The 17,413-nt window shown below is 60.2% G+C and carries 16 protein-coding genes; 6 read left to right on the forward strand and 10 right to left on the reverse strand.

What is annotated here, in order from left to right:
* Positions 1 to 10 precede the first annotated feature (10 nt).
* From AB7828_RS28595 to AB7828_RS28635, 9 genes are all read right to left on the reverse strand, one after another.
* Positions 11 to 1,450 (reverse strand): oligosaccharide flippase family protein, encoded by a 1,440-nt coding sequence (locus tag AB7828_RS28595; RefSeq protein ID WP_441231827.1) that lies wholly within the window; start codon positions 1,448 to 1,450, stop codon positions 11 to 13.
* A 2-nt stretch (positions 1,451 to 1,452) separates the two neighbouring features.
* Positions 1,453 to 2,433 carry an acyltransferase family protein gene (locus AB7828_RS28600; protein ID WP_441231828.1) on the reverse strand — a complete coding sequence of 327 codons (981 nt, stop codon included), beginning with the start codon at positions 2,431 to 2,433 and terminating at the stop codon, positions 1,453 to 1,455.
* A 76-nt stretch (positions 2,434 to 2,509) separates the two neighbouring features.
* Positions 2,510 to 3,616: an acyltransferase family protein gene (locus tag AB7828_RS28605; protein WP_441231829.1), complete on the reverse strand. Its 1,107-nt coding sequence runs from the start codon at positions 3,614 to 3,616 to the stop codon at positions 2,510 to 2,512.
* Positions 3,617 to 3,683: 67 nt separating this feature from the next.
* Positions 3,684 to 4,766 (reverse strand): glycosyltransferase family 4 protein, encoded by a 1,083-nt coding sequence (locus AB7828_RS28610; protein ID WP_441231830.1) that lies wholly within the window; start codon positions 4,764 to 4,766, stop codon positions 3,684 to 3,686.
* Complete coding sequence (locus AB7828_RS28615) at positions 4,763 to 6,184, reverse strand: VpsF family polysaccharide biosynthesis protein (protein WP_441231831.1); 1,422 nt, start codon at positions 6,182 to 6,184, stop codon at positions 4,763 to 4,765. Before AB7828_RS28615 ends, AB7828_RS28610 begins: the two co-directional genes overlap by 4 nt.
* A complete protein-coding gene (locus AB7828_RS28620; protein WP_120288781.1) occupies positions 6,181 to 8,493 on the reverse strand; it encodes a GumC family protein in 2,313 nt (770 codons plus the stop codon). Before AB7828_RS28620 ends, AB7828_RS28615 begins: the two co-directional genes overlap by 4 nt.
* Complete coding sequence (locus AB7828_RS28625) at positions 8,474 to 9,898, reverse strand: outer membrane beta-barrel protein (protein ID WP_175366891.1); 1,425 nt, start codon at positions 9,896 to 9,898, stop codon at positions 8,474 to 8,476. The genes AB7828_RS28620 and AB7828_RS28625 overlap by 20 nt, the downstream gene beginning before the upstream one ends.
* Before the next feature lie 309 nt (positions 9,899 to 10,207).
* Complete coding sequence (locus AB7828_RS28630; RefSeq protein WP_441231832.1) at positions 10,208 to 10,822, reverse strand: polysaccharide biosynthesis/export family protein; 615 nt, start codon at positions 10,820 to 10,822, stop codon at positions 10,208 to 10,210.
* Between the two features lie 116 nt (positions 10,823 to 10,938).
* Complete coding sequence (locus AB7828_RS28635; protein ID WP_089268102.1) at positions 10,939 to 11,667, reverse strand: metallophosphoesterase; 729 nt, start codon at positions 11,665 to 11,667, stop codon at positions 10,939 to 10,941.
* Positions 11,668 to 12,485: 818 nt separating this feature from the next.
* Here AB7828_RS28635 and AB7828_RS28640 point away from each other — a divergent pair.
* The 3 genes from AB7828_RS28640 to AB7828_RS28650 all read left to right on the forward strand — a co-directional run bounded on the left by AB7828_RS28640 (position 12,486) and on the right by AB7828_RS28650 (position 15,562).
* Complete coding sequence (locus AB7828_RS28640; protein ID WP_068738572.1) at positions 12,486 to 13,253, forward strand: sugar transferase; 768 nt, start codon at positions 12,486 to 12,488, stop codon at positions 13,251 to 13,253.
* Positions 13,254 to 13,379: 126 nt separating this feature from the next.
* The gene (locus AB7828_RS28645) at positions 13,380 to 14,171 is read left to right on the forward strand and encodes an FkbM family methyltransferase (RefSeq protein ID WP_089268058.1); all 792 of its coding nucleotides are present in this window, start codon (positions 13,380 to 13,382) and stop codon (positions 14,169 to 14,171) included.
* Positions 14,172 to 14,242: 71 nt separating this feature from the next.
* Positions 14,243 to 15,562: a UDP-glucose dehydrogenase family protein gene (locus AB7828_RS28650; protein WP_093759182.1), complete on the forward strand. Its 1,320-nt coding sequence runs from the start codon at positions 14,243 to 14,245 to the stop codon at positions 15,560 to 15,562.
* Positions 15,563 to 15,601: 39 nt separating this feature from the next.
* Here AB7828_RS28650 and AB7828_RS28655 read toward each other — a convergent pair whose 3' ends face one another.
* Entirely contained in the window at positions 15,602 to 15,913 is a 312-nt protein-coding gene (locus AB7828_RS28655; RefSeq protein WP_441231833.1) for a hypothetical protein, read from the reverse strand.
* A 406-nt stretch (positions 15,914 to 16,319) separates the two neighbouring features.
* Here AB7828_RS28655 and AB7828_RS28660 point away from each other — a divergent pair, with 406 nt between their 5' ends.
* The 3 genes from AB7828_RS28660 (at position 16,320) to AB7828_RS28670 (ending at position 17,124) form a co-directional block, all read left to right on the forward strand.
* On the forward strand, positions 16,320 to 16,580 hold the full coding sequence (locus tag AB7828_RS28660; protein ID WP_141137206.1) for a hypothetical protein: 261 nt from the start codon (positions 16,320 to 16,322) through the stop codon (positions 16,578 to 16,580).
* A gap of 161 nt (positions 16,581 to 16,741) precedes the next feature.
* Positions 16,742 to 16,882, forward strand: a complete 141-nt coding sequence (locus AB7828_RS28665; protein ID WP_158596770.1) for a hypothetical protein — start codon at positions 16,742 to 16,744, stop codon at positions 16,880 to 16,882.
* 5 nt (positions 16,883 to 16,887) lie between these two features.
* Positions 16,888 to 17,124 (forward strand): DUF6719 family protein, encoded by a 237-nt coding sequence (locus AB7828_RS28670; RefSeq protein ID WP_231077788.1) that lies wholly within the window; start codon positions 16,888 to 16,890, stop codon positions 17,122 to 17,124.
* Positions 17,125 to 17,413: the final 289 nt, after the last annotated feature.

The raw sequence follows: 17,413 nt of genomic DNA on the forward strand, positions 1-17,413 counted from the left end.
TTTCACGACATTAGAGCTCCGAGAGTTGCGGTTGCCGGCGCAGCATCCGAAGCAACGTCGGCCCGTAAAGGATGGCAAGGACCAACACGTAGATCGCCGCGCCTGCGGCGACATGTGCTGCCAGTAAGACATGGTTGGGCGCTTCGGGCAGTTGCGTCAGCAGTGCCGCCATGGCCCCGGTTGCGAGGACGATGCGGGCGAGATGCGCCCAGGGCAGGGTCAGGCCGAATTTCGAAAAACCGATGATGAAACTGACCAGCGCTGCGGCAATGGCGGAGAGCACTGTCGCGCCGGCCGCACCGACGAGTCCCCAATAGTGGATACAGATGAAGCTCGCCACGATCGTCACCAGCGCGTCGATGCTGGAGACCACGATCATCAGCTGTGTCTTGCTGTGCAGGAGAAACACCTGATCGCCGAAATGGGCACGGATGTTGCGGATCGAACCGGCCAGGGCCGAGAGAGGCAGAATTGCCAGCGTCACCTGTTGAAACGGCGTGGCGATCAGCAGGTGCACGATCTCGGCCCGTAGCAGGAAGATGCCCGCAATGCTTGGCGCCAGAATGCCGATGAGCAGTGCACTGTTGTCGGCAAGCTGGCGCATCGCAGCCTTGCTGCCGCCTTGCTCCATGCTCTTGACCGCCAGCGGGAACGCCGCGGCCGTCACCAGCATCGCAGCCACTGCCGCGGCGCGCTGGCCCAGACCATAACCGACGGCAAAAAGACCAGCGGCGGCGACGCCGAGCATGTCGTTGACGATAAAGCGCGACGCATTGAGGCCGACCCAGCCCAGCGCGCCGCCGATGATCAGCGGAATGCCATAGCTCACCGCATGGCGAATGATCTCGCGATCGATCGGCCACAGGCGGCGGCTGTAGCCGATGTGGGGCAGGACGACCAAAGCGGCAAAGAGCTGCGCGGCGGCATAGCCCAGCAGCGGCCATTCCGGCGATGGGCCGATCAGCTTGATGAGTATCAGGCCAAGAATGAAGCCGATCGACGGTCCGACGATCTGCTGGATCGAGTAGACGCCGATCTGGTGCCGGACCCGGGCGCGTTCGGCGATATAGAGATTGAGCGAGCGGCTGATGACGTAAGCGACGGTCGCTCCGAGCAGCGCCGGGTTGGTGTCAGTCGCGATGACCGTATAGAGCACGCCGATCACGGCGGCGCTCTGCAGCACCAGCGAAACAAGAATGACGACATTCTCGGTGCGATAGAAGCGTTCGGCCTGTTCGCCATCCTGATAGCGACCGAAGAAACGCAGCGCATATTGCGACCACCAGGCGAGGAACGCGATCTGCAGCAGCTCATGCGTTGCCGTGATCAGCGTGATCACACCCAGCGTATGCTCGTTGACCACATGGGTCCACACGATCATCGCGATCAGCTGGAACATCGGCCCGACGATCTGGGCCGGAAGATAAAGGATCGTGCGCTTCAGTAGCATGGTCAGGCTCCGAGCCAGCGGGCCGCGCGCGGCGGCGCCCATCGTTGCACGGCGAGCAACGCGACAAGGCTCAAGGCGACGGTGATGGCATACATCAGAAATGTCCCCGCAACCGGGCCGAACTGGCGCAGTCCGCCATGATCGCGCAAGGCCATGACAATGAAAATATGCCAGAGATAGATGAAGTAGCTGCCGGACCCGAGCATGGCCAGGACCGGCGCGCGGATGCCGAGTGCGAGCAACAGGATGCAGAGCGCTGCGGCATAGCCGAAGAACGCCATCGAATCATAATCGGCGGCGTCGCCGATCTTGAGCAGTCTCGCTGCCGCATAGATCACATAGGCCAGCAGTGCCGCGGCAGTGAGTGTCAGGCGCATCCGCGGAAGGGCCAGCCGCGCCGTCGATCCGGCGACCAGCATTCCCAGGGCCACGAAGCTGAACCAGAATGGGATATCGCGCATGCGCACTTCCTCGATCAGCCCATCGGACAGTCCGCGCTGGATCAGCAGGGGATCGACGTAGCTGCCGATGATCAGGCCGAAGGCGAGGGCGAGCATCAGGACGAGGCGCAGTCGCTCATTGGCTTGGGTCGGCTCACGATGAGCAAACCACAGGGTCAGCCAGAGCATGAGCGTACAGCCGAGATAAACGAAGACATAATAATACACGAACACGTAAGCGAGCACGAAGCGGGCAGCCGTTGTCGTTGGGCGGTGATCCATCGCCGGGTTCTGCAGCGCCATGTAGAGATAGGCCGCAGCGAAAGCGATGGCGTAGGGGATCAATGCGGCCATGACGCGCTTGCCGAGTGGAACGCGGCCCGACAGAGCGGTCAGATAGCCGGATGCGAACAGGAAGATCGGCACACAGGGACGCAACGCCGCATCGAGCATGGTCTTCCACGATGCATCGAGCGGTTGCTGCAGCGAATGGATGCCGATCACCATCAGAATGGCGAGGCCGCGCATGCTGTCGATGGCCACGTCCCGGCTGGCCGTCCTCGTTTGAGCCAGCGGCCGCGCCGTCCCGGACATTATCTGCGTTGCATTGACCATCAGTTCACGTCTGCCTTGGCACCGTCGCCGCGGCAATTCGCGTGCTGAAATGGCGATCATAAGCCTCATTGAGAGCGCGCCGCATGGGCGTCTCGAAATAGCGCAGGGACAGAATGCTGGCGGCGGCAAGAACGGCGATGGCCAGCGGCACCAGGGCGAGCTTGCCGCCGGGAATGACGGGGGCAAGGAAGCGTGCCGCCAGCGTGAGGACGACGGTCGCGACTGGAATATGCAGCATGTAAGAGGAATAGGTCAGCGACGACCAGCGCTCAAAGCCAAGGCGCGAGAACAGGGTGGTCTGGCTGGAGAGGTCGTGATGGATGGCGAGTGCAGCGATGAGATAGATGACTGCGAGCGCTGCCATGATCGGAAGCTGCGCGCCGAAGATGAGGAACAGGACGAGGGCCGTGGTCAGTAGGCCCGGCATCGCCGGAAGCCGCGCAATCCGGTCGCGAAACAGCCAGCACGCGATGCCGAGATTGAAGGCAGGTAAAGCGCGGAAGGCGCCGCCCCTATTGATCCAGTCCGGCCAGGGCTCGGTGCCCATGGCAACGGCATAGATGCTGTTGGCCAGCAGCGGCAGCACAACGAGGGCCACAATCACCGTCCTGCTCCGCGCGATCGTCAGCACCATCAGCGGAAACAGCACGTAGCAGAAGAACTCAGCCGACAGCGACCAGCTCGGAAAATTGAAGGTCAACCGGTCGCCATCGATGGCGTGCAGCAGCAGGAACTGCGCCGGAAGATCGGAGAAGGGATAGCGCGCCGGGTTGTCGGTCTTGGCGATGCCGGCATGAAGCGCCAGTGCGATCACGATATAGAAAGCCAGCGTTGCCAGATGCAGCGGATAGATCCGCGCGAGGCGCCGCCACAGGAAGCGGCCGACCGCGGCGGGTGAGCCAACTTTCGCCAGATACTGGCTGGCAATGACGAAGCCGGAGATGACGAAGAACAGGTCGACGAACAGATTGAAGTGCCAGGTGTGGTCCACCATGAAGCGACCAATTGGCAGTTCCTTGATGTAATCCGAATAGTGCAGGATCACGACGGCGCTGGCCGCAACGATGCGCAGCCCGTCCAGATGTCGTGTGCTGGTGTCGATATCCTGCAAGAAGCCATATCCCTGTTGAATGGACCAAGCGCGGCCCCGATCCGGCATGGGTGCCGGCGTCACGGTCCTAATGCGCGACGTTGGGCTTCGCCGCCGAACGACGGCCGGCCAGCTGTCCGCCAGCGAGTTCGGCGATCAGGTCGATGACGATGTCGTGGTCGCTCGCTGCCAGCGCGTTCCAGCGCGCGAGGTTCTCGGTCGCTGCCGCAACATATTGCCTGCGCCACTGCGAAGCCGCGATGGCCCCGCCGATCTGCGACGCTGCGGTGCCGTGGTCCGACGGATCGATGAAGATGCCGGATGTGCCCAGAACTTCATGGAAGACGGGCGCATTCGGCGCCACGATCGGCAGGCCGGCATATTGGGCTTCGAGCAGTGGCAAGCCCAGACCTTCATCATGCGAGGTGCACAGGAAAATATCGGCCTCATTGAGAATGCGCGCCACGTTCTCGGACGACTGATAGCCATGCAGGGTCACGCATGACATGCGTTCCAGTGTCTTCCAGTCATCGCCCCAGCCCTTGCGGCCAACGATGTCGAGGGTGGCGCCGGGAAAACCGTGCTGGCGCAATTCACGTACGATATTGGCCGCGGCGATGAAGTTCTTGCGTGGCTCCACGGTGCCGAGGGCCACGACGCGCAGCGGCGACGTCTCGGGCTCGCGCTCGGCGCGCTCGGCGGATTCCAGCTTGAACACGTTGCGCACCGGCGGGCGATACAGCGTGATCTCGGCGTCCGGGCGACAATGTTCGGCCAGCTTGCGCTGGGTGTCACGCGAATTGGTCAGGAAGCGCGGATAGTTTTTGAGCGCGATCTTGAAGGGTGTCGCCATATAGAGTCGCGCGCGGGCATTGAGATCGGCCTGTCGCGTCAGCAGGAAGTCGTCGTGCATATAGGGCAGCACGCGTGATGAAAACATCCGCAGCAGCGGGCTTGGCGGAAAACCGGGGCAGAGCAGGAACGACGAGGGAGACGCCAGGCGCATCGGCAGACCGAAAGTCTGTGTCGCCACCATCTGGCCGGTGCCGCGCGAGGTGATGGGCACGACATCGAGCGGCGCCAGCGCCTGTTCCGAGAACAGCTCCAGCGTGATCCGTTCGAGTCCGGTCACATGGCGTCCGAGATGGGTGTGATCGACATAGATAGTCATGCAAACTCCTGATCCCGGGGGACGGCGCGGACATGCGGGGCGGCCATCGGCGGACGTTGATGGACATGGCGGGGTGGCGCCACGGCCGGCGCGCGTTCGCGCGGCAACAGCAGCGCGATGAGTAGAACGAGCTGCGCGAGCTGGATGTTCTTCGACGAGAAGCTCACCGAACTTGCCGCAATCATCAGTATCAGCAGCAAGATGGCGAAGGCTGCGCGGTCCGACCGGCGCAGCAGTTCGATGAAGAAGCAGGTCAGGCCGAGCGTGATCAGGATGGTGTGGATCAGGCCGAATTGCACGATGCAGGACACCCAGAAATTCTCGATGCCATAATTCAAACCGAGCTGCGACTGCAGCGCGTTCACGCGAACCGGATTGGGTCCGAGGATCAGTTCGCTCCACTGGAAATGATTGAGCATGTCGAAGGTCGCAAAGCGAGCCAGGGCGCTGCCTTTATCCGATGAGAAGCGCAGCAGCATCTTGTCGAAGATGCCGAGATAGAGCGCAGCAAACACGACGCCTGCCGCCGCAAAAAGAAAGCAGATTGCGCCGACGGCGAACAGCAGCGGCACGCGCTTGCCGCGGATCAGCCGGATGGTCTCAAGCAGACCGAGGCAAGCCAACACGAGCAATACCGTCATCAGCGCGGTGCGGCCGCCGAAGGCCATCAGCGAGCCCAGACTGAAGGCGATCAATGGCACGCGGATCATGATCGGCGGGCAGATGGCCGGTCGCAGCACCAGCGCCATGATATAGGCGCCGACGATGCCCGAGGCCGTCAGCGGATGGCCGAGGAGCGCAGCCGAGCGCCATTCACCGACCACCAGCACGCTGCCGAGTGTCAGCGGAATGATGCGATGGCCGGAAAAATATTCGTAATAACCAATCAGGATGTTGAGCAGCAGCGTCGCATGGATGGCCCAGACCAGCGGCCGCCGCTGCGCCGGCGTGAGCCGCCAAATCAGCAGGCACAGCAGGACCGGCAGCAGGAACGTGTCGATGATGACCGTGAACGGGCGTTCCAGCACGAACATCTGGATCAGCAGGACAAACCAGCAGAACAGATGCACCAGCAAAAGCTTGGCGTCCGTGAAGGCACGGTTGATCTCACCAATCGGGTCACCGTCGCGCATCAGCAGCAAAAGCGTCGCGATGAATGTCGCATAGGTGCCGGGATGCAATTTCTCGAGAAAATTGCCGCCGGGTGTCAGATAGTGAATCTTGAGATTAGTCAGAACGCCGCCCGACAGTGTGAAAATCGCGACGATGGCGCCCAGCAGCACGCTGACGATCATTAAATTAATGAGTTGGGCGGTGTTGACGATCTGGCGTCGTTGCGGAACGCGTGCACGCGAGCCCGCCGCGGCGACGGCGCCGTTGCGATGCAGCCTGAGCGGCGCGGTCCGGGCCAATGTCAACGCGCAGCTCCCGCACTGGCGGCGGCGACGCCATAGGGCTTCAGATAGGCCGAGCTGCGATAATAGTCGTAGAAGCGGATCTTGCTGAGATCGACCTGGGTCAGCACGGTGCCGAGAATGCGATCATGCACCGGAGCCAGCAGCTCCATCGTGTGGGCGACGACTTCGCGCGGTGTCTGATTCCAGGCCATGGCCAGCAAAATTCGGTCGGCGAGTTCGGCCAGCGCGCGGCCGTCGACCAGCGGAATCAGCGGCGGCGAGTCGATGATGATCAGTTCATAATGTGACTTCAGGCGGTCGAGGATTTCGACGATCTGCTCGGAGAACATCAACTCGGTGATGGCATCGACATCCTTGATAGCGGGCGAGGGCAGGATCGAGAGGCCGGTGCTGCGATCGAGCAGGATGGCGCGCTCCAGCGACACTTCGCCGGTCGCCACCTGCAGGAGGCCGGCATCGGCATTGGGGCTGACGGCGCGGGTCAGACCGGGATTGCGCAGATCGCCGTCGATCAGGAGTGTCTTGATGCCCAGCGTGGCGAAGGACAGTGCGAGATTGCCGGCGAAGGTTGTCTTGCCTTCGCTTTCGAGGCCCGATGTCACCAGCACGACCTTGACCGTGTCGATCTTGCGCGCACGCTGAATCGCCAGACGCACCGCGCGAATCGCTTCGGCGAAGAATGTGCCGGGCTCCTCGATGGCATAGCGCATCAGTGGTGGCTGCAATGCAGCCGGCAGCAGCCGCATGGTGCGCGGATCGTAATTGCCGAGTTCGGTGCGGCCGCGTTTGGCACGCCCGGCGAGTTCGCGACTGCTGATCGAGGGTAGAGCGGCCAGCGCGGGAACGCCCGATATCTCTTCGGCCTGTTCCAACGTCTTGATCCGCCCGTCGAGATAGTCGGTCAGGAATGCCAGCACCGTGCCGCCGCCGAGGCCGAGCAGGATCGCAAAGCCTAGAATAAGCATCGTCTTCGGCGCGGAAGGCTTGAGCGGGATGCTGGCAAAGCTGACGATGCGGGAGTCCGGCATCTCCAGGCTTTCCTGCGCCGTCGTCTCCTTCGAGCGCGCCAGATATGACTCATAGAGCGTGCGGTTGGCCTCGGCCTCGCGCTGCAGCTCATGCAGCCGGACCACGGCCTGACCGGACGTGCTGGAGACGCCCTGCAGCTTGTCGAAACTGTCCTGCAGCGACGCCTCGCGCGATTTCGCAACGTCATAATCATGCGCCGTGCCCTGCACGATGCGCCCGATTTCCTCGTTGATCAGCCGCTGCGTGTCCTTGAGCTGTGCCCGCACATTGGCGACCTGCGGATGCCGCGGACCATATTTGCTGGTCAGGTCGGCTTCGTTCTTGGCGATATCGGCATATTGCGCGCGCAGCTTGGTCACCATCTCCGAGGAGACGGCGGCATTGAGCCCGCCGGCATCGCCGCCGGTTTTCGCCAATTGTTGCACCTGATCGAACTTGGCACGCGCCTCGGCGGTCTGCACCCGGGCAGCAATCAGCTTGCTGTTGAGATCGGTGATCTGCTGGTCGTTGACCGTCACGCCCTGCGAGACCGCGAGGTTATTGGCGGAACGATAGTCCGCGACGGCCTGTTCGGAGGTGACGACGCGGTTCTTCAGCGCATCGATCTGGCCGCCGAGCCATTTGGCTGCGATGCGCGTCGCGTCGAATTTGGCGCGGACCTGTTCCTCGAAATAGGCGTCAGCCACCGCATTGGCGATGGTCGCGGCTTTCTGCGGCGATTCCGAGCTGACGGCGATATCGACCAGGAATGTCGTGCCTTGTCGTGTCACCTTCATGCGGCGCTGGAGCAGATATATAGAGTATGCACGCGCGGCGTCTTCGGGGCTCACACCATCGACCGGGCTGCTGCTGCGGAACAGATTGCGGATCGGATCGAGCAGGCCGGGCTTTGGCATGAACTCGAGATCCTGCGTCAGCTTCAACTTGTCGACCACACGCTGCAGAATGGTCAGCGACTGGATCAGCAGCGTCTGGCTTTCGATGGTCGCATCGTCCGTGCCGAAATTGGTCAGCACCGATTGATTGGTTTCGACCACATTGGCGCGCCGGGGATCGACCAGTACGGTGGAGTTCGCAGTATAGAGTGTGGTCGCCGTCGCCACATAAGCGAGGGCGATACCACCGAGCACGGCGGCGGGCAGCACGACCGCTCGCCAGCGCCGGCGCAGGATGCGCGCCATTTCCCGGAGATCGACGGTCGGCGCCTGCCAACCGGCAACGGCGGTCGGAACCGGTTCCGGTGCCGCCGGATAAGGCTGATCAAAATTGCGCTGTAACATTGAGCCCTACCTGGTGTTTGTCGTAACTGAAGGTGGGTATATCGCTGTCGCGCGATGTGTAGCGGTGATAGGCCGAGATCGCGCTGAAGCGGTTCATCAAATACTTCACGCTGGCATTGGTCGTGGTCACGCGGTCCTTGCGGGCCTGGCCGAAGAAGCGATCGATCTCATAGGCGCCCGCCAGCGACAGGATGACGTTGCGACGCAGTTCGTAGTCGACGCCGACCTGCACCGCATTGGCCAGCACGCCGGTCGAGCTGGTATCGGATGTCTGCGTGACCAGTTGTTCGGCCTTGACGTGGATGTCCATCAATCGCGTCGGGCTCCATGTGAGCTTGGCGCGATAGGACGGTCCGTCGACGGTGCCGATCAGAGGATTGTCGAAGCGCTGTTCGACATAGCCGCCGCCGAACTCGCCGCGGAGCAGATTGCCGAAACCGACGGTCAAGCCGGACAATGCGCGATAGCCGGTGGAGTCCAGCGTCTGGCCGGGCACGCCGCGGATGTTGCGCTGGTTGCCTTCGACGCCGCCGAACCAGCCGAGCACAGGCGAGAACGCATAATCGACACGGCCGTGAAGCGCATAGATCTGGCCGTCGCGGCTGCTCTGGTCGATCAGACTGCCATCCTGCGCGCGCGCCGTGCCGTAATCGTACGAGTCGACGCGTGCGCCAATCGATGTCGCCAGCCGGTTGAATTCCTTGCGGACGGTCAGGTCGCCGGACATCAGATTATAAGGCGTCGGTGTCACGGCATTGGAAGGCGAACTCAGCGAACCCACACCCTCATTGAGATGCGCGATCTGGAAACTGCCCAGCACGACCATATCGTTGGCGATATCGATCCAGCCGGCGCCCTTCAGGCTCACATCGGTCTGGTCGAGGCTCGAGTTTTCATTATAGGCCGTGGTTCGTGAATTGAGCTTGATGTCGATGCCGTGTCGTTCCCACAGCGTGTGCGCACGCAGGCTGGGTTCGATCACTGCCGCGACGTCACCGCGCTTCTGGGTGTTCGAGGCAAACACATTGCTGTCATAGAGCGCGCCCGTCATCAGCGACGGATTGAACATCCAGGATCCCTGGCGGATGCCGACGGGTTCATAACCAGGTTGCTGTCGCTTTTTTACTGGCATGTCCTCTGGCGCTACTGCTTCGCGGTTATCCCGGTCGACCAGATCGGGCAGCGCGGACGGTTCGAAAATCCGTTGCGCATTCCAGGGCGGCGCGAGTTCGTCGCTGGTTGCCGGGATCGCCTGAGCATTGGCGGGTGATGCAATACCAAGCAGAATCGCCGTGACCGGCCATGGCGCGATACGGAGAGCGCGGCGCGTGACGGGAATCGGCCGCAGCCCCTCCGGTCCTTCGCCGATCGCATCCGATCCTGCTGATACAAACGTACATTTCATCACTCATCCCTTGCGAAGGACATGCATTCCTCCGCTATCGAATTGTCGTCGAGACTTGATTGCCGCTTAGAAATTCATCCCGGCGCTTACAAACTCAGCAAGCCCGTGATGAATGTCGCGCCCCCACTAGCGCACTCAACACTCGTCTGATGAAACGCCCTTCTCTTTGCTGCCCACAATGCGAAGTACGAAGTAAAGTTCGTCGCACTGCACAAGAATACGCACCGCAAAAAGTCGAGACTATGGCGACGCGCGACATGAAGGCGCGCATCGGTCACTACACATCAGACAAAATCAAAAATGATGAGTTCAGAAGTATCGTTCTGGGACACGCACATTGTCGCCGGGAAATACCAGGACTGGCGAATCGAGCGCATAGGTCTCTTCGACCGTTGAGCCCGATCGCCGCAAATACACTTTGTTCTCATTGGCGCGATAGGTGAATCCACCGGCAGTTGCGACGGCGTCCATCACGGTCAGGCCCATGCGATAAGGGTATTCGCCGCTCTTCTTCACTTCGCCGAGGATATAGAAGGGGCGATACAGCGCGATTTCCACATTCACGCGTGGGTCTCGCACGATTCCCTTGGCCAACGCGGAGGAGATGCCCTTCTCTAATTGCCGTGTGGTCAGTCCAGCGGCCTTCACGTGGCCCGCAAGGGGAATCGATACAAATCCGTTGCTGTCGACTTCATATTCACCGGTGATATCAGCTTCGCCATAGACCTTCAGACGAATCCTGTCAGTTGGTCCAAGAAGATAGGTGCCTGACGGCGAAGCCGCAGAAACCCGCTGGTCCTGTGCGAGCGAGATCGACGGAGCGACGCCAGCAAGGAAAAATGAAAGCACCGGTACTATCAAAATGCCGGCGCATCGGTTCGTTCGCAACATGGTAGACCCCCAACACAACATCAATGTGATCATCTGCATCAATTCGATGACAATTGATGCAGACGACAATTGCGCGAGAGTGTCCGGCAAAAAACGGCGAAAGAATGTGGCGTACTCAGAGAGTGCGCAGATTGCGTACTAATGTCTTCTTAGAGAACCAGAATCTCTGTGCCTTCGATGGCAATGCACGTGAGGATGCCGCTGCGCCACGCACCTGTGTCAATATTCACACGGTTATCTCTAATATCTGCATGGGGAACCGGTGTGTGTCCGTGCACCACATAGACGCCATGATCGCGCTTGGAATCCAAAAACTCGTCCCTGATCCACATCAGATCATGTGGATCTTGAGATGACAGCGGTACATTGGGACGAATGCCCGCGTGAACGAACAAAAAGTCGCCGCATCTGATATTGTTCCGCAGGCAACGCAAGAAAGCGTCGTGCGCCGGAGGGAATGCGGCGCGAAAGGCGTTCTGTACATCGCGCGCCGTTGCCGTGCGCGATGGAGAAACGCCATAGGACGCGAGAGTCTGAAGTCCGCCCAGTTGGCGCCAGTGCTCAAGCACGCTGGCATCCTCCAGGAAGTCTTCCATGATGGCTTCGTGATTGCCGCGTAGGCAGATTGCATGGTTGTGCACCATGCGGACTGCCAGCAAATCGATCACACCTTTCGAATCCGCGCCACGATCGATGTAATCGCCGATATAGACTTCCGCCGCATAGGTGATCGGGCGACGTCGGATGTCCTCATCGATGCGCGCGATGGTTTCCTGCAGCAGGTCGGCGCGTCCGTGAATATCACCGATGGCATAGATGCGCGTATCGGGCGGCAGTGCCGCCTTGTTCGAATCTGACCTGGAGAGGGAGCGCGGCATTGCGCGCAAGCTACGATCAGGGAACCGTCGCGGTCAAATTCAATCGGCCGCGCAACGCCTTGGGACTCATAAAGCTTTGGGGATAGCGATGAGCTCAGAAGAAAATGATGCGAACGGCGACGATCACAGCGACCCAGACGGCCGCATTGATAAGAAGAAGTCTGTTTCGCAGTTTGCGGCCGGATGCGTTGTGCACATCGCTGGCAGAACTGTCCACAGGGCTGGAGATCGCGGCCTTATCCACGGCAATCGCGCGCGGGGGAAATGAAATGTCCCCTGTAGTCATCTGAGGTGTTCGTCGAGCGACCATGGCGATGCCGAAATATCTGGCGGAGTGAGCAGTCTCAGTGCGCAACATAAAGGGCGCGCTTTAGTATCGAGTGAAAAATCAAGCTCGAATCGATTGCCGCTTGGTGGCTATTTGTTAATTGCGAAGATCATGCACCCGATCTCGAAGCGACGCGATGCAATTCATCGATCTGCGTCGTGTAATTATTTTGCATGGCTGCTGTGAGCGTGATGCAGCGCAATAGACGGACAAAACGATCTAAGCGCTTCCGTGCACAACGAATTTTGCGCGCCGCACAATTATATCAATATTGCGACTGCGTAATGTTACACGCCAATACCGTTTTGCCGCCCTAATTCGTTCGCACAGTTAAGAAATCTTCAGTGATGAAGGTTCTTGCTGATCGACGAAGATGGTTTCGCAATTGCGAATGTTCGTCGAAGGGAAGGGTTCTGAATTCGCATGCCTGCCACATAGGCATGTTTCTGTTCGATTATCGCGCACCAAAGTTCCAGCAGGGAGCGAGAGCATGGCCTCTACAGTTTCAGTTGGTTTTGATCGCAACAAGGTGACGCCGCTCTGGAAGGAGCGGCAGTTCATTTCAGTGCGGCCGGTCGAGTTTGCCGGCCACGGGTCCTATCGCAACAGCGCCTATCGCAGCCGCCGGACGAACCAGGTTGCCCGGTGCGAGCCGTCGGAATCGATTGCCAAGCGATTGTTCGACATTGCGGCCGCGGGCTCAGCCCTGCTGTTTCTCGCGCCGCTGCTGATCACCATCGCAATCATTATCAAGGCGACCTCGCCGGGACCGGTGTTCTTCACCCAGTATCGCTACGGCTACCGCAACCGCTTCTTCAAGATCTACAAATTCCGCTCGATGCGCACCGATGCCGGCGACAAGCGCGGCATTCAGCAGACGGTCGAAGGCGACGCCCGGGTGACGCGGATCGGCAAGCTGCTGCGCAAGACCAGCCTCGACGAAATTCCGCAGCTTATCAACGTGCTCAAGGGCGATATGTCTCTGGTTGGGCCGCGGCCCCATGTACCGGGCATGCTGGCCGCCAACGTGCTCTATGAAGATCTCGTGCCGTATTACTTTACGCGTCACAGCGCACGGCCCGGCATCACCGGTCTGGCCCAGGTGAGCGGCTGCCGGGGCAGCACCGTGGAGGCGCCACGGGCGATCTCGCGCATCGATTACGACCTCGAATATATCGAGAAATGGTCGATGCGTATGGACATCATGATCATTGTGCAAACCGTCCGGCGCGAATTCCTCTCCGGTAATGCCTTCTGATGCCCCCGACCGATTGAGCGGCGGCATCGATCACACCACACATTGCAGACATTGCGCTGGCGGACCTCCGTCCGGCGCCTGGAATTGTTTTGCCTTGAAACCAGCCTCGAACGAAGGGTGACAGCCATGACGGCGACGCAACGGACCAAGCAGCTCCTGAAAGACGCTTTCCCGTCGATGTATTTGCGCTGGCGCTTCCTGAAGCGTCCCAAATCGGCGGAGCGTGAACTGGCCTATCTCGACAAGATCGTGCCGCAGGGGGCTGTCACGGTGGATGTCGGCGCCAATTGCGGTCTCTACACCCAGCAACTGGCGCGGCTGTCCGGTCAGGTCCATGCATTCGAGCCGTCGCATGAGATGGCCGATCTGCTTCGGCGCACCTCCGCGTCCAATGTCCGCATCCATGAAGTGGCTCTCTCGGATCATGAAGGCGATGCCGAGCTTTACACACCGCAAGGCGAGGATGGCCTTGTTTACGGGCGGGCATCGCTCGAACAACAATATGAGCCGTCGGTGAAGCAACTGATCACGACGCATGTTCCATTGGCGCGTCTCGATGGTGTCGTGCGCGAGGACGTGTCCTTCGTGAAGGTAGACGTCGAGGGGCACGAGTTGAGCGTCTTGCACGGAGCCGTCGGCCTGATCGACCGGTGCCAGCCGGTCTTCCTTGTCGAGGCTGAGGATCGCCACCGTGCCGAGGCGACGCGCTCGGTGTTCGATTTCTTTCGCGACAAATCCTATCGCGGCTTCTTCCTCCAGGACGACGAGGTGATCTCCATCGATCATTTCAACGCCGGGGAAATGCAGGACGCCGATGCGCTGTTGCCCAATGGTGGCCGTAAACCCGGGCAAGCTTACGTCAACAACTTCTTTTTCTTTCCGCAGCATCTCGACGGCGAGTTGATCCTCAACAGCTGAGGCGCATGCGGAATTCTCGGGGGATGTCCGGGTCGTTCTGACCGCGGACTGTTTACAAGACAGGACATGCAATGCGAATTGCCATGATTGGCGCTGGCTATGTGGGGCTCGTGTCGGGGGCGTGCTTTTCGGACTTCGGCCATCACGTCACCTGCGTCGATACGGATCAGGGAAAGATCGATGCGCTGAACAACGGTGAGATTCCGATCCATGAGCCTGGTCTCGATGCGCTGGTCGCGAGCAATGCCAAGCAGGGACGTCTCAAATTCGTTACCGATGTCACATCTGCTGTCGGTGCGGCCGAGGTGGTGTTCATCGCCGTCGGCACGCCATCGCGGCGTGGTGACGGTCATGCGGACCTGTCCTATGTCTATGCAGCGGCGCGCGAGATCGCGAAGGCCATCAAGAAGTTCACCGTGGTGGTCAACAAGTCGACGGTGCCGGTCGGTTCCGGCGACGAGGTCGAGCGCATCATTCGCGAGGAGAACCCGGAGGCGGAATTCGCCGTGGTCTCGAATCCGGAGTTCCTGCGCGAAGGCGCGGCTATCAGAGACTTCAAACATCCCGACCGTATCGTCATCGGTTCCAGCGACCAGCGTGCCAAGGACGTGATGGCCGAAGTCTACCGGCCGCTGCATCTTAACTCGTCGCCGATCATGTATACGGATCGCCGCACGGCCGAACTGACCAAATACGCCGCCAATTCATTCCTGGCCACGAAAGTCGCCTTCATCAACGAGATCGCCGATCTCGCCGAGAAGGTGGGCGCCAATGTGCAGGAAGTCGCGCGGGGCATCGGCCTCGACAACCGGATCGGCCTGAAGTTCCTGCACGCCGGACCGGGCTATGGCGGCTCGTGTTTTCCGAAGGACACGCTGGCACTGATCAAGACGGGCCAGGATTACGAAGCGCCGCTGCGCATCGTCGAGACCGTGGTTGCCGTCAACGACCAGCGCAAGCGCGCCATGGCACGCAAGGTGGCGCATGCCTTCGGCGGCAATCTGCGCGGCAAGTCCATCGCCATTCTCGGTGTGACCTTCAAGCCGAATACCGACGACATGCGCGACGCGCCGTCGATCCCGTTGATCACGGCGCTGCAGGATATGGGCGCCGAGGTGCGGGTCTATGATCCCGTGGGCATGGAGCAGGCGAAGAAGGTGTTCGAGAATGTCACCTTTTGCGAGGGGCCCTATGAATGCGCCCGCGGGTGTCACGCCATGGTCATCGTCACCGAATGGGAGCAGTTCCGCGCGCTCGATCTGAAGGAGATGGCGGCGATCATGGCCTGTCCGGTGATCATCGATCTCCGCAACATCTATTCGCCGGATGAAGTGACGCGGAACGGATTTCTCTATAGCGGCGTCGGGCGGCCGCAAGCAGTGGCTTACTAGCCAGCGCATCTGCGCAGATGCGAGGAGGCGCGCAGTGTTTTACTGCGTCGCTTCCTCCGTTGTGCCGGGCGCAGTCGCATGTTCGCTTCGCGGCGTCGTGGAGGCGTCGTTATAGCTTTCAGTCTGGTAGATCGATTCCAGGTCGCTGCCGCCGAGATACCAGCTTCCAAGGAAATATGTGGCGCCGATGATGGCTGCGGCCATCACGAGGCCGCGGCCGACGGAGAAGACGATATCGGCCTTCGTGACTTTATGCGGAGCGATCTTGTCCATGAAGGCGTCCCTATGGGGCATGCCGCTATCCTGCAACGGCGTGGTCCAGTTGGTGCTCAGGAATTCGAGCGCAAGCAACAGCGCAATCAATCCCGGACAGTGTAGCGTTATCGACCTGACATGTCTGCTGGAAATGCCGAGATCGTCGCGTAGCAGAGAACCCATTGAATAAGCGAATAATGCGGCGCTCAGACCGCAGATCGCAGAATCACAATCACTTTCGGCATCCGCCCCATCCGCGAACATCGCCAATGCGGCTCATTTGTTCAACCGTCACAATTGCAACAATTCAACCCCGAATGTCGGAATACCGAACACAGGCGCGTGAGCACGAGCTTTCTCCCATGGAACATGAGGATGACGACAGAGTGACGATGCGTTGCTGGAGTACCGAGGTTATGATCGCACTATGAGACAAACTACATTTATACTGGCACTTGCCGCCGTGATCGCGTCCCCGATCTATGCGAACGAAATCGATCAGATGGCGAACAATCTGGAAACAAGCTGTTCGAATCACTTTCGCAAGCGGCCGAATAAACCTTCGAGCGATTCCAAAAAGTTCTGCAGCTGTTTTGCCGGAACCTTCACATCGACCATCTCGCTGCGGGAACTCGATGCCGCAAATGGGGTGGTAACATCGGAAATTCAGGAACAATTCGAGCGCGCTGCGGAGTTCTGCGGCCGCGATGTTGCGCCGTCCGTCGCGCAAGCGGGCAGGGCATGGATCATGGAATCCAACTGACCGACGAATCCCGGTGATCATTGTCGGCTGTTACCCTGACTCACTGTCGCCTCATTTGACCGCAAGTCTTTGCTCGTCGGCAGAGTGGGACACATCTTGCGCCGGCATTTGGGGACTGCTCATTGACTGACTCTCGTTTCAAGGCGCAAGTGGCGTCTCGCATGCCTATGCTCCGATTCAAGGAGTCGAAGCTCAGGCAGAAGGTCGGTTCCGCCGTCGAGGCGGTTTCGATCGCATGCGCCCATGTTCTTGCTATCGCGGCCCTGGTGATCATCGGCGGTCTTGTCATCTATGTGAGATAATCGTCGTGCGTACTATTTTACTTGGACTGTTCCTGACGGCCGTCGCCCAGCCGTGTTTCGCGCAAAAATTTCTCTCCTTCGAACCTTTGATGATGGATCCGTATGCGACCGTGTTCGTCGACAACGGTTCGTGTTCGGCGGGCAAGGTGCTGAAGGTGCAAGGTGCGCCGAACAACCAGCGTCGCAAGAAGAGCTGTGTGCCGATCAGCGATGTGCGGCCAGGTGTCGTCAAGGGCAAATAGCCAAGGCCACCGCAACGGCGCTTACGTCGTTGCCTGCTGCATCGCCGGCCGGCCAGCGCCATAGCGTAGATGGTGTCGCATGGATGGATGCGGCGCGTATGCGACGTGGCTTCTGCGAAATCCGTGCCCAAATGGGCAGCAAAGGCAGAAAATGCGGGCTTAGTTCGTCGAAAATGCCCGCATTCGCGCGGACACCCTGACAAGCGGGAACAGCGTTGCTATGGTCGCGCGTACCGGCCGCGACGTGCCGGATTCCGAATCGAGATGGATCAGTTCAGGTGACATTTGA

Origin of the sequence: Tardiphaga sp. 215_C5_N2_1, from assembly GCF_052076055.1 — a bacterium.
Classification (GTDB): Bacteria; Pseudomonadota; Alphaproteobacteria; order Rhizobiales; family Xanthobacteraceae; genus Tardiphaga; species Tardiphaga robiniae.

Excerpts from the sequence above, each read along its gene's own strand:
- AB7828_RS28595 (WP_441231827.1), bottom strand. The coding sequence starts at position 1,450 with ATGCTACTGAAGCGCACGATCCTTTATCTTCCGGCCCAGATCGTCGGG.
- AB7828_RS28610 (WP_441231830.1), bottom strand. The coding sequence starts at position 4,766 with ATGACTATCTATGTCGATCACACCCATCTCGGACGCCATGTGACCGGA.
- AB7828_RS28620 (WP_120288781.1), bottom strand. The coding sequence starts at position 8,493 with ATGTTACAGCGCAATTTTGATCAGCCTTATCCGGCGGCACCGGAACCG.
- AB7828_RS28625 (WP_175366891.1), bottom strand. The coding sequence starts at position 9,898 with ATGAAATGTACGTTTGTATCAGCAGGATCGGATGCGATCGGCGAAGGA.
- AB7828_RS28630 (WP_441231832.1), bottom strand. The coding sequence starts at position 10,822 with ATGATCACATTGATGTTGTGTTGGGGGTCTACCATGTTGCGAACGAAC.
- AB7828_RS28635 (WP_089268102.1), bottom strand. The coding sequence starts at position 11,667 with ATGCCGCGCTCCCTCTCCAGGTCAGATTCGAACAAGGCGGCACTGCCG.
- AB7828_RS28640 (WP_068738572.1), top strand. The coding sequence starts at position 12,486 with ATGGCCTCTACAGTTTCAGTTGGTTTTGATCGCAACAAGGTGACGCCG.
- AB7828_RS28645 (WP_089268058.1), top strand. The coding sequence starts at position 13,380 with ATGACGGCGACGCAACGGACCAAGCAGCTCCTGAAAGACGCTTTCCCG.
- AB7828_RS28650 (WP_093759182.1), top strand. The coding sequence starts at position 14,243 with ATGCGAATTGCCATGATTGGCGCTGGCTATGTGGGGCTCGTGTCGGGG.
- AB7828_RS28660 (WP_141137206.1), top strand. The coding sequence starts at position 16,320 with ATGGCGAACAATCTGGAAACAAGCTGTTCGAATCACTTTCGCAAGCGG.
- AB7828_RS28665 (WP_158596770.1), top strand. The coding sequence starts at position 16,742 with ATGCCTATGCTCCGATTCAAGGAGTCGAAGCTCAGGCAGAAGGTCGGT.